This is a genomic window from Paenibacillus sp. FSL H7-0735, from assembly GCF_038008505.1.
GTDB lineage: Bacteria > Bacillota > Bacilli > Paenibacillales > Paenibacillaceae > Paenibacillus_AQ > Paenibacillus_AQ odorifer.
Genome location: NZ_JBBOZH010000001.1, coordinates 3,317,081 through 3,328,988 on the forward strand (window position 1 = coordinate 3,317,081; position 11,908 = coordinate 3,328,988).

General features: G+C 47.5%; 11 protein-coding genes. All 11 read left to right on the forward strand.

What is annotated here, in order from left to right:
• Positions 1-76: 76 nt before the first annotated feature.
• Positions 77-589, forward strand: a complete 513-nt coding sequence (locus tag NSS82_RS15040; RefSeq protein WP_036686482.1) for a YceD family protein — start codon at positions 77-79, stop codon at positions 587-589.
• Positions 590-658: 69 nt separating this feature from the next.
• The gene (rpmF, locus tag NSS82_RS15045) at positions 659-832 is read left to right on the forward strand and encodes a 50S ribosomal protein L32 (RefSeq protein ID WP_019911234.1); all 174 of its coding nucleotides are present in this window, start codon (positions 659-661) and stop codon (positions 830-832) included.
• 357 nt (positions 833-1,189) lie between these two features.
• Positions 1,190-1,786 carry a transcription factor FapR gene (gene fapR / locus NSS82_RS15050; protein WP_036686484.1) on the forward strand — a complete coding sequence of 199 codons (597 nt, stop codon included), beginning with the start codon at positions 1,190-1,192 and terminating at the stop codon, positions 1,784-1,786.
• Positions 1,770-2,759, forward strand: a complete 990-nt coding sequence (plsX, locus tag NSS82_RS15055) for a phosphate acyltransferase PlsX (protein WP_076273824.1) — start codon at positions 1,770-1,772, stop codon at positions 2,757-2,759. The genes fapR and plsX overlap by 17 nt, the downstream gene beginning before the upstream one ends.
• Before the next feature lie 8 nt (positions 2,760-2,767).
• The gene (locus NSS82_RS15060) at positions 2,768-3,757 is read left to right on the forward strand and encodes a beta-ketoacyl-ACP synthase III (RefSeq protein WP_139329841.1); all 990 of its coding nucleotides are present in this window, start codon (positions 2,768-2,770) and stop codon (positions 3,755-3,757) included.
• Positions 3,758-3,778: 21 nt separating this feature from the next.
• On the forward strand, positions 3,779-4,702 hold the full coding sequence (gene fabD / locus NSS82_RS15065) for an ACP S-malonyltransferase (RefSeq protein WP_076273823.1): 924 nt from the start codon (positions 3,779-3,781) through the stop codon (positions 4,700-4,702).
• Positions 4,703-4,756: 54 nt separating this feature from the next.
• Positions 4,757-5,506: a 3-oxoacyl-[acyl-carrier-protein] reductase gene (gene fabG / locus NSS82_RS15070; RefSeq protein ID WP_076273822.1), complete on the forward strand. Its 750-nt coding sequence runs from the start codon at positions 4,757-4,759 to the stop codon at positions 5,504-5,506.
• Positions 5,507-5,631: 125 nt separating this feature from the next.
• Positions 5,632-5,865 carry an acyl carrier protein gene (locus NSS82_RS15075; RefSeq protein ID WP_036686493.1) on the forward strand — a complete coding sequence of 78 codons (234 nt, stop codon included), beginning with the start codon at positions 5,632-5,634 and terminating at the stop codon, positions 5,863-5,865.
• Positions 5,866-6,083: 218 nt separating this feature from the next.
• Positions 6,084-7,319: a beta-ketoacyl-ACP synthase II gene (gene fabF, locus NSS82_RS15080; RefSeq protein WP_076104264.1), complete on the forward strand. Its 1,236-nt coding sequence runs from the start codon at positions 6,084-6,086 to the stop codon at positions 7,317-7,319.
• A gap of 15 nt (positions 7,320-7,334) precedes the next feature.
• Positions 7,335-8,039 carry a ribonuclease III gene (rnc, locus tag NSS82_RS15085; RefSeq protein WP_038570606.1) on the forward strand — a complete coding sequence of 235 codons (705 nt, stop codon included), beginning with the start codon at positions 7,335-7,337 and terminating at the stop codon, positions 8,037-8,039.
• Between the two features lie 273 nt (positions 8,040-8,312).
• A complete protein-coding gene (gene smc, locus NSS82_RS15090) occupies positions 8,313-11,882 on the forward strand; it encodes a chromosome segregation protein SMC (RefSeq protein ID WP_036686496.1) in 3,570 nt (1,189 codons plus the stop codon).
• The last annotated feature ends 26 nt before the right edge of the window (positions 11,883-11,908 follow it).

Sequence of the window (11,908 nt, forward strand, 5' to 3'; positions counted from 1 at the left end):
AATATAAAGGGAAAATGGTTGACAAAGGTATAGAATACTAGGTATAATAAATTTTGTTTGTTTGGGAGTGATAAGTATGCAGATTCACTTTCGCAAATTAGCGAATGCCGACGAACCGTTACATATTCACGATGTTGTGGATGTCAGCGAGGTAGTCAAAGGGCGCAAGGATATTCTAACTGTTGCTCCGCTCTCAGTAGACCTTAAAGCGCTGCCCGCGGGAACCGATTGTGTGAACGTGGTGGGGAAACTGAGTGGAGATGTGGACATGTTATGTTCACGTTGTCTCACGGAGGTCAAAAGTGATTTGAACATTCCTTTTGCTGAGACTTTCAAGTGGCTTAAGCAGCCAGTTCTTCCAGATGATGACGAAGATGAGGATCTCATTTACGTCAAGGATGAGGTTGTGGATCTTATCCCGTATGTGGAAGAAAATTTCGTACTGCACTTACCGGATTCGGTATTGTGCAAGGCAGACTGTCTTGGTCTTTGTCAGAAATGCGGACAGAACTTGAACGAAGGCACCTGCAGTTGCGACAACACAGTGATCGATCCTCGACTCGCTGGGTTGAAAGACTTTTTCAAATGAAACATTACAACAAAACACATCCTGCTCTGAGGAGCAGGCTGACAGAAATATCACGAGGAGGTGGAACACATGGCAGTACCACAACGTAGAACGTCTAAAACACGCCGTGACAAACGTCGCACCCACTTTAAGTTGGTTGTGCCGGGCATGGTGAAATGTGAACAATGCGGAGAGTTGAAACTAGCTCACCACGTATGCAAAGTTTGCGGAACTTACAAAGCAAGAGAAATCATCAAACAATAGTTTCAGAATAAGTAGTACTTCACTTCGGTGAGGTACTATTTTTTTGCTTAAATATAATAAAGATAGGGTTTGCACCTGTACTTTATGTTCCGCTCAGAAGTCAATGCTTTATTTTTGGTGCGGCATGCTTTATACTACATATTAGTACCTGGTTCTAAATAATATTTATGATTGTTTGACCTAATATAACAGCGGCCATTCAAGAGGCCGGATGCTTTCTTTAAAATATAAGGAAGTATAAGTTATGCACCTATACTTTATGTCTTATATTTCTCGCTTAAACGCTTACCGTCCTTATTAGGACGCCGAAGGCGTTTACGCTTGGCATGTGCCAGGAGGTGAGCCGCTATCGAGCGGATGTCCAAGAAAGAACGTCAGCAACAGCTGCTACATATAATTGCAGGCAATCCTTTTGTGACTGATCGGGAGTTGACTCGTCAGCTGAAGGTGAGCATTCAGACGATTCGGTTAGACCGGATGGAGCTGGGAATACCAGAACTGCGTGAAAGAATGAAACAAATGGCAGAGCATTCCTATGATCAGGTGCGCTCTTTGCCTGCGGATGAAGTGATCGGGGATATTGTGGATTTACAGCTCGATAAGAGCGGGATTTCGATCTTTGAAATTCGTGAGGATCATGTCTTTTCCAGAAATGGGATCGCCCGTGGCCACTACGTGTTTGCTCAAGCCAACTCGCTTGCGGTTGCTGTGATTAACGATGAAATTGCCTTGACTGCTTCAGCCGACATACGCTTTGTTCGTATGGTTCTGCTTGGTGAGAAGTGCATTGCTAAAGCTCAAGTGCGGTCACTTGCAGGCAGAGGCGGCAAAGCAGAGGTGGACGTATTCACCTATGTCGGAGAAGAATTGGTATTTCAAGGCCACTTTATAGTGTATCGTTCCGCTAATGAAGAGTATAGTGAAGGGGGTAACCGTAGTGCTGATCGCCATTGATGCCATGGGCGGGGACAACGCTCCTGAATGTAATGTCGAGGGGGCGTTGTCCGCGGCCGCGGAATGGAAAGATACGCAGATTGTGCTCGTAGGTGACGAAGCCAGACTAGAGCCGCTGCTGAAGGACAAGCCGTCCAACCTTAGTGTGCGGCATGCAGGAGATGTTATTGGTTCTGATGAAGAGCCGGTTAAGGCGGTTCGCCGCAAAAAAGATTCATCCATGGTTGTAGCTGGACGTATGGTGCGTGAGGGCGAAGCAGATGCTATGATTTCATCAGGTAACACAGGGGCGCTTATGACTACAGGGTTACTCGTAGTGGGCCGTATGCAGGGGATCGAACGTCCTGCGCTGGCACCTTTGATTCCGACACTTGATGATGTTGGCGTGCTTGCGCTTGATCTTGGTGCTAACATGGATGCGAAACCTGAACATCTGGTGCAATATGCGCTGATGGGCAGCATTTATCGGAATAAAGTGCACGGTATTGCTAAGCCGCGGGTTGGACTTCTAAATGTAGGAACGGAGCCTGGAAAAGGCAACGAGCTGACCAAAGAAGCCTATCCACTGCTGGAGAACTTGCCAGGCATTCATTTTATCGGTAATGTTGAGGCACGCGACGTACTGACAGGAAACTGCGATGTGCTTGTCTGCGATGGATTTGCTGGTAATATCCTATTGAAGTCGCTTGAGGGTACAGCAGGTGCATTGTTCTCTTTGCTGAAGGAGCAATTCAGTCGTTCTCTGAAAACTAAGCTTGGAGCGGCTATGCTGATGCCGGAGCTTAGAGCCCTGAAGGGCAAGATGGATTACAAAGAGCATGGTGGTGCACCGCTGCTTGGTCTTAGCGGATTGGTAGTTAAGGGGCACGGATCTTCAGACGGAAATGCGGTTAAAAATGCGGTAAGACAAGCGCGGATTGCTCTGCAAGCCGATCTTGTGCCAAGTATATCCAAGGAAATTAGCGGGAAGTGAGTGACGAAATGAAACAGTTGCGGCCGGTTGGGATTATCGGTACGGGTAAATATGTACCTGAGAAAATTTTAACAAACAGTGATCTAGAAAAAATAGTGGAGACTAACGATGAATGGATCGTCAGTCGGACAGGGATCCGTGAAAGACATATCGCTGCACCACATGAGGCAACTTCTGATTTAGCCTATGAAGCTGCACTTAAAGCTTTGGATTCTGCAGGCATGAAAGCTGAAGATCTGGATCTTATTATTATTGCAACGGTAACCCCTGATAGCTCCTTTCCTTCCACAGCCTGCATTTTGCAGGATAAACTTGGAGCTAAAGGTGCTGCGGCATTTGACTTGTCAGCAGCCTGCTCTGGTTTTGTATACAGCCTAGCTACTGCGGTTGGCTTTATTCAGAACGGAATGTACAATAATGCACTCATAATTGGTGCGGACACTTTATCCCGCATCACTGATTATACGGATCGTAACACCTGTGTACTGTTTGGCGATGGTGCAGGAGCAGTAATCATCGGTGAGGTTCCAGAGGGACGCGGTTTCCAATCCTTCGATCTGGGTGCTGAAGGTTCTGGAGGAAACTTGCTTAAGCTGGAAGCTGGGGGCTCGCGCTTGCCTGCATCTCAGCAGACGGTTGAAGACAAGAAACATTTCATCTATATGAATGGCCGTGAAGTGTTTAAGTTTGCCGTTCGTGTTATGGGCTCAGCTACAGAACGTGTGCTTACCAAAGCAGGATTAGGTAAAGAAGATATTGATTTGTTCGTGCCGCATCAAGCGAATATTCGTATCATTCAATCCGCTATGCAGCGGCTTGACCTGCCACCGGAGAAATGTGTAATCAATGTTGATAAATATGCTAATACATCAGCAGCTTCTATTCCTCTAGCTCTAGTGGAAGCGGCGGAAGAAGGACGCATGAAGGAAGGCGACACGGTTCTGATGGTTGGATTCGGCGGTGGCTTGACTTGGGGCGCGTCCGTATTGATCTGGTAATAGAGGAAGGAGTTCTTACTTATGAGTAAAATCGCATTTGTCTTTCCCGGTCAGGGTGCACAGGCAGTTGGAATGGGTAGAGATGTATATGAAGCTCTTCCGCACAGCCGCGCGGTATTCGAAAAAGGTGATGAGATGCTCGGATTTTCACTGAGCCAGCTGATTTTTGAAGGACCTGACAGTGATTTGAAACAGACCGTAAATACGCAACCAGCTCTGCTAACAGCAAGTGTAGCTTATCTGGAAGCATTACGTGATCAAGGGATGAAGCCGGATTATGTAGCTGGTCATAGCCTAGGAGAATACAGCGCACTGGTTGCGGCAGGCGTATTGTCCTATGAAGATGCTGTAAGACTTGTGCGTTTACGCGGTCGTTTTATGGAGGAAGCTGTTCCAGGTGGACAGGGAGCTATGGCTGCAGTGCTTGGTGCGGAGCGGGATGCTCTGGCAGAATTATGCCGGAGCGTATCCGAGGAGAGCGGCGTGGTAGAACTGGCGAATGTGAACTGCCCGGGACAGATTGTTGTTTCTGGTTCACAAGCCGGGGTTAACGGTGTTGTGCAGCGTGTTAAGGAAGCAGGCGGAAAGCGGGCTATTCCGCTGGAAGTAAGTGGACCTTTTCACTCTTCGATGATGAAGGCTGCGGCAGACCGCTTGGCAGACGAGCTGAAGAGTGTTACTTTTAATGCTCCGGCTGTACCTGTTATTGTCAATGTTACCGCAGCACCTGTAACGGATCCTGAAGAAATCCGTGAACTGCTTGTCCGCCAGGTGTACTCCCCTGTGCTCTGGCAAGACAGTATTGAATGGCTGATTGCTGATGGTGTGGATACTTTTGTGGAAATTGGTTCTGGCAGTGTTCTGGCAGGTCTGATCCGCAAAATAGATAAAACGGTCAAAGTAATCAACATTAACACGCTAGAAAGTGTGCAAGCTGTCTTGTAAGATACGTTCAAACATTGTTTATCAATAGCAATATGATCGAAGGGGGAATAAATGATGTTCTCAGCATTGCGGGGTCAAACGGCCCTTGTAACTGGTGGCTCTCGCGGCATCGGCCGCAGTATTGCACTTGTTCTCGCGGAACATGGCGTGAAGGTGGCCGTGAACTATGCGGGCAGTGAAGCAGCCGCACAAGAGACCGTAGCTCGGATTGTCGAGCTTGGCTCGGAGGGTATTGCCCTTCGTGGCGATGTCGGCAATAGTGAACAGGCCGAGAACCTTGTCAAAGAGGTTCTGAATACCTGGGGACGTATTGACATTGTTGTCAATAATGCCGGCATTACCAGAGACAACCTGATTATGCGCATGAAAGAAGAAGAGTTCGATCAAGTGATCGAAACGAACCTAAAAGGGGTGTTTAACTGCCTAAAGGCAGCTACACGCCCTATGATGAAGCAACGCTACGGGCGAATTATCAATATTTCTTCCGTAGTAGGTGTAACAGGAAATCCTGGACAAGCTAATTACTCCGCAGCTAAGGCAGGTGTCATCGGTTTAACGAAGGCATCGGCTCGTGAGCTTTCCTCACGGGGGATCACGGTGAACTGTATCGCTCCTGGCTTCATTGATACAGATATGACGCGTGAGCTCTCTGAGGAAGTGCGCAGTGAGCTTGAGAAGGGCATTCCACTTGCTCGTCTGGGGCGCCCTGAAGAGATTGCTATGGCTGTAGTCTTCCTGGCCTCTGAAGGCGCTGCGTATATGACCGGCCAGACACTACACGTGGATGGCGGGATGTATATGTAACTCTCCGTCAAGGAGAAATTACACTGTTTTAATGCTGAAATGTGAGGGATAAAGAAAGCGTTTTTGACGCTCTATGGTATTTTGAACTCATATCTCGTATAATACCAAAAGAGGAGGTGAACCGGATGTCCGATGTATTAGAGCGTGTAAAACGCATTGTCATCGACCGCTTAGGTGCCGATGAAGCTGAGGTAACATTAGAAGCGTCTTTCAAAGATGATTTAGGTGCTGATTCTCTTGATGTAGTAGAATTGGTTATGGAATTGGAAGATGAATTCGATATGGAAATCTCTGATGAAGATGCAGAGACGATTACGACCGTGGGTGAAGTTGTGAAGTACATACAATCTCATACCTAGAGTCATATGATTGAGAGTCCCGTTCCTGCTAGGGCGGGACTTCTCCTCATTTATAGAGCATTAAAGAGGAATCAAAGGTTGCCTTGAGCAACTATATAAGGGATATAACAGAACCGCAGGATGGTTATTGATGCGGTTATCGCTGTTCATATAGTAGCAACAGAAAGTATATAAGTTCTGAATATAATGTATACAACCTATAGATGGGGTGATTGTGTTTGAGTCATAGAGTGGTTGTTACCGGGATGGGCGTAGTTACATCATTGGGCAAAGATTTGGAGACGTTCTGGGATAATCTTATGAGCGGCAAATCCGGTGTATCAAAGGTTGAGACCTTTGATGTCAGTGAGTATACTACGCAAATAGCATCCTCTGTTAAAGATTTTGATCCAGAGGCACTTTTTGGTCGTAAGGAAGCCCGCAAAATGGACCGTTTTGTACAATTTGCAGTGGCTGCCGGTGAGGACGCGTTGCGAGATAGCGGACTTAAGATCGGTGAAGATATTGATGCCGAAAGAATAGGTGTATCTGTAGGATCAGGTATTGGTGGTCTTGGAACTTGGGAAGACAATCATAACTTGTTGCTTGAAAAAGGACCGAAGCGGGTTAGTCCGTTCTTCATTCCGATGATGATCGCTAACATGGGTTCTGGACAGTTGTCCATTAACCTTGGTGCAAAGGGTCCTAATACGACGACAGTAACTGCTTGTGCTACAGGAAGTCACTCCATTGGGGAATCCTTCCGCTTGATTCAACGTGGAGACGCAGATGCAATGATCTGCGGTGGTTCCGAAGCGACCATTCGTCCAACAGGTATGGCTGGTTTTTGTGCAATGAGAGCAATGTCCACTCGCAATGATGAGCCTGAGAAGGCAAGTCGTCCGTTTGATGTGGATCGCGATGGTTTTGTTATGGGTGAAGGCGCCGGGATTCTTATTCTGGAATCACTCGAACATGCTGAGAAACGCGGAGCGAAGATCTATGCTGAGGTTATCGGTTATGGTCTAAGCGCAGATGCTCATCATATGACTGAGCCTGATCCAGATGGTGCAGCTCGCTGCATGAAGATGGCAATCCGGGATGCTGGTATCTCTCCTGAAGATATTGATTATATCAATGCTCATGGTACTTCAACGCCTGTAGGAGATAGATCAGAAACTGCTGCTGTTAAGAAAGCATTGGGTGATCATGCATATAAAGTGGCAATCAGTTCAACGAAATCCATGACAGGTCACCTTCTGGGTGCGGCTGGTGGAGTAGAAGCTATTATTTGTGGCCTTTCCTTGCAAAAAGGGATGATTGCGCCAACGATTAATTTGGACAACCAAGACCCGGAATGTGATCTGGATTATGTACCAAATGTGCCACGTAAAGCTGATCTTGATATTGTAATGTCGAATTCGTTCGGCTTCGGGGGACATAACGCAACAGTTATTCTAAAAAAATATAATTAGTAAGGGGACAGTGCGGTGAAAGGAGAACTGAAGCAGTTACAACAGCAACTTCAAATCCAATTTCACGATTCTGTGCTTCTGAAGCAGGCCTTTACCCATGCATCCTATGTGAATGAACACCGTTTCAATCAGCATCAGGACAATGAGCGTCTCGAATTTCTTGGGGATGCAGTTCTGGAGTTAACGGTTTCTGAATATTTGTACAATCTATTGCCAGACCGACCTGAGGGAGAGTTGACCAAGCTGCGGGCCGCTATTGTATGCGAGCCTTCACTGGTCAAATTTGCGGAGAGTTTAGGTTTTGGCCGTTATGTACTGTTGGGCAAAGGGGAAGAACTTACGGGCGGACGTACTCGCCCGGCCCTGCTGGCTGATGTATTCGAATCCTTCGTGGGAGCGCTTTATCTCGACCAAGGACTGGAAACGGTGCGAAGTTTTCTTGATAATCACGTATTTCCTCTGGTGGAGACGGATGGGAAATTGCAAATGCAGATGACCGATTATAAGACGGAACTGCAAGAGCTAATTCAGCAGCACAATATGGGTACATTGGAATATCGAATTATAGAAGAACGGGGACCCGCACATGAGCGTGAATTCGTCTCAGAGGTGTATATGGCTAACCGTTCACTTGGTAAAGGAAGCGGCCGGTCCAAGAAGGAAGCAGAGCAGCAGGCAGCGGCAGCTGCACTCTTGCATCTGAAAGAGGACGGTGCCTGAGTTTTGCATCAAGGGGACAAGCGGAGGAGAGCAGCAAAGGTCTGAATACCGGCGTTTAGGCGGAGCTCAGACCGTTGCTGCTCTTTTTCGACAATATAAGAACTTATATGTCCACGTTATAAAGTAGCCTTCTATTTCTCGCTTAGACACTTGCCGTCCTTATAGGGAAGTTAAGCGAAAGCGTTTATGCTTGAAGGATAGAATAAGCTGCATCTTAATGGTTTTTTAGGGTACAAACGCTATGGTATAATGGGTCAGAGGTGATTGGCAAGTATGTTTTTGAAACGGATAGAATTAGCTGGTTTTAAATCATTTGCCGACAAAACAGAAATGGAGTTTGTGCGCGGTATAACGGCTGTAGTTGGCCCGAACGGAAGCGGCAAAAGCAATATTTCTGACGGCATACGCTGGGTACTCGGCGAACAGAGTGCTAAATCACTGCGTGGCGGCAAGATGGAGGATATCATTTTTGCTGGAAGTGATGCGCGTAAAGCCGTGAATTATGGCGAAGTATCACTTACGCTTGATAATGAAGATCACACACTTCCGCTGGATTTTAGCGAAGTTACAGTGACTCGGAGAGTTCATCGCAGTGGAGATAGTGAATATTTAATTAATAAGCAATCCTGCCGTCTGAAGGATATCACAGAGCTGTTTATGGATACCGGTATCGGACGTGAAGCCTATTCGATTATCGGGCAGGGTAGGATTGAAGAAATTCTAAGTACTCGTTCCGAAGATCGGCGAGGCATCTTTGAAGAAGCATCAGGTATTGTAAAATATAAATCGCGCAAGAAAGACGCAAGTCGAAAGCTGGATGATACAGAGCAGAACCTGCTTCGTATTCATGATTTGATCAGTGAGCTTGAGGATCAGATTGGGCCACTTAAGGATCAGTCCGAGAAAGCTATCCGCTTTAAGGAACTTCGCGAACAATTAAAACATCAGGAAATTTCAGTATACGTACACCAGATTGAAGGCATTCATACCGCTTGGCAGGAAGGTAACGCAAAGCTTGAAACGTTGAAGGACGAGCAGCTGGAGCTGTCTACCGTTGTTTCGGCTCATGATGCCAAGCTGGAGAGCGGACGCTCTGAACTGCGCACACTCGAAGCACAGATCGAGAAGCAGCAAGAGCAATTGCTGCGTTATAGCGAAGCATTTGAGAAGAGCGAAGGTTACGGTGAAGTGCTGAGGGAACGCAAGCGAAATCTGGAAAGCAATCGTGAGCAGTTAATGCTCACGTTAGGTTCGGTTGGCGAGCGTTCTGCAGATCGTCAGCGTGAAGTCGTGGATCTGGAGCTTAAGCTTGAACAATCGCGGCTTAAGCTTGTGGATCTTCGGAAACAGATCGAAGATGAAGAGACAAGGCTTGAAGGTGTGGCAGACGGGATTAGCCAGAGCCAGGAAGAAAAGCTCAAAAGTGCTCTTTTGGAGTTAATGAACCTTATGGCGAATGCACGTAACGAAATTCGTTACGCGGATCAACAGAAGGAGAATCTGGAACGTCGTATGAGCCGCAGTGAAGAAGAAAGCGGCAAATGGACAGCCCGGCATGAAGAGTTGTCTGCCAACCAGAAAGGGCTGAAGGACAAGATTGCCCAGCTAGGGAAGGAACTTAGCAATCTTCGCGGGGCTTACATCACTGAAAGTGAACAGCTCAGTAAACGTCAGAAGCTGATTGAAGAAACACAGTCCGGTCTTCGGAAGTGGGAACAGAAGCGGGAAGCGCAAGTCTCTCGTCATGAGACCATGAAAGAGATGCAGGATGATTTCGATGGCTTCATGCTTGGGGTTAAAGAAGTGCTCAAGGGCGCCCGCAAAGGACAGCTCAACGGAGTGCATGGTGCGGTTGCAGAGCTGATCTCCGTTCCGGAGAAGCTGGAAATGGCGATTGAGACTGCTCTAGGTGCATCACTTCAGCATGTGGTCATGGATAATGAGACTGTGTCCCGCCAAGCGATATCATTTCTAAAGCAGCGTCAGCTGGGACGAGCTACCTTTCTTCCGCTAGATGTTATCCGGCCGCGCCAGATTTCTGGCAGTGACCGTGGTATGGTGGGTGATGCTGACGGATTTGTTGGAATTGGTTCCGAACTCGTTGGTTACGATGATAAATATACTAGCATTATCGGCAGTTTGCTCGGCAATGTGGTTATTGCGGAGAGCTTGGAGCAAGCGAACCGCATTGCCGCTAGATGCCAATATCGTTATCGGGTAGTTACACTGGAAGGCGATGTAGTTAATGCCGGCGGTTCGATGACCGGGGGTAGCCAGCATAAGAAGAACAATAGCTTGCTTAGCCGCAAACGTCAGCTGGATCAATTAAGCAGTGAAATTGAAGAAAGCGAACGTCAAATAGTGAAGCTGAAGCAAGGCATTGCCAGACTTCGTGAGGAGCAGGAGAACGCTAGCGTGAAGCTGGAGGACCTGCGCCGTGATGGTGACGAGAAAAGACTGGAAGAGCAAAGAGTCTCCGGTGATTTGAAGCAGCTCGAGCATGAGCTTCGGCATGTGCAGGAGCAAGTGGAGAGCACAGGTGCGGAACGCAGCGGCTTTGAGAGTGAAGTACGTGCGCTTGAAGAGACGCGGAAACAAGCCACTGCTGAGCTTGAACGCCTTGAAAAGGAAGAAAAGGAAGCCCATGAGGGTATCCGTAACGCTGAATCTGCGCGTAAAGCGAATGAATCAGCTAAGGAAGAGCTGCAAGGCAAGTTGACCAGTATGAAAGTCTCGGAAGGCAAGCTTGATCAGGAGATATTCTCCTTGGAGGAGCAGTTACGTCGCCTTAGACAAGATGTGGGTTCACAGGACAAGGAGCTGCGCCAGAATCGAAATCTGTTACATACGATAGAACAAGATCTGGCTAACAATGCTTTGGAAGCTGTGAAGCAGAAGGAAGATTTGAACAGTTACCGGTTGAAGAAGGAAGAGACGACTGGAACTTTGGATTTTGCCCGGGCTGAGCGTACAGCGTTAACCCGTAAGCTGGAACTTGAGGAAGGCAAGACTAAAGACCAACGTCAGGCCCTTAAAGTAGTGGAGGACAAGCTGCGTGCCACTGAAGTTTCTGTTGGTCGACTCGATGTGGAGCTGGATAATATTCTACGCAAGCTGAGTGATGACTACGAGCTAAGTTATGAATTAGCGAAACAGAGATATCCGGTGCCTGAAGATGTACCTGCCGCACAAGCCGATGTACAGCGTTTGAAACGCAGTATTTCTGCGCTAGGTGAGGTTAACTTAGGGGCGATCGAAGAATATCAGCGGGTCCATGAACGGTATACGTTCCTCAGTGGACAAAAAGATGATCTAGTCGAAGCTAAGACTACTCTGTATCAGGTAATCCGTGAGATGGAAGATGAAATGTCCAAGCGTTTCAAACAGACCTTTGATGCGATCCGTAAACAGTTCGGGACCGTGTTCTCAAAGCTGTTCGGAGGCGGGCGAGCTGATCTTATGCTGCTGGATCCGGAACATATGCTGGAAACAGGTATAGATATCGTAGCCCAACCACCGGGTAAAAAATTGCAAAATCTGCAGCTCTTATCCGGCGGCGAACGCGCTCTAACTGCGATGGCGTTATTGTTTGCTATCCTGCAAGTGAAGCCAGTTCCGTTCTGCGTATTGGATGAGGTTGAGGCTGCACTCGACGAAGCAAACGTTGTTCGTTTTGCACAGTACTTACGCGAGTTCTCTGAACAAACTCAGTTCATCGTCGTTACCCACCGCAAAGGAACGATGGAAGAGGCGGACGTGTTATACGGAGTAACGATGGAAGAGGGCGGCGTCTCCAAGCTCGTCTCAGTACGTTTAGAGGATGAAGAAGCTGAGATTGCTTAAATTCATCAAAGAAGAGAAACTTTTAG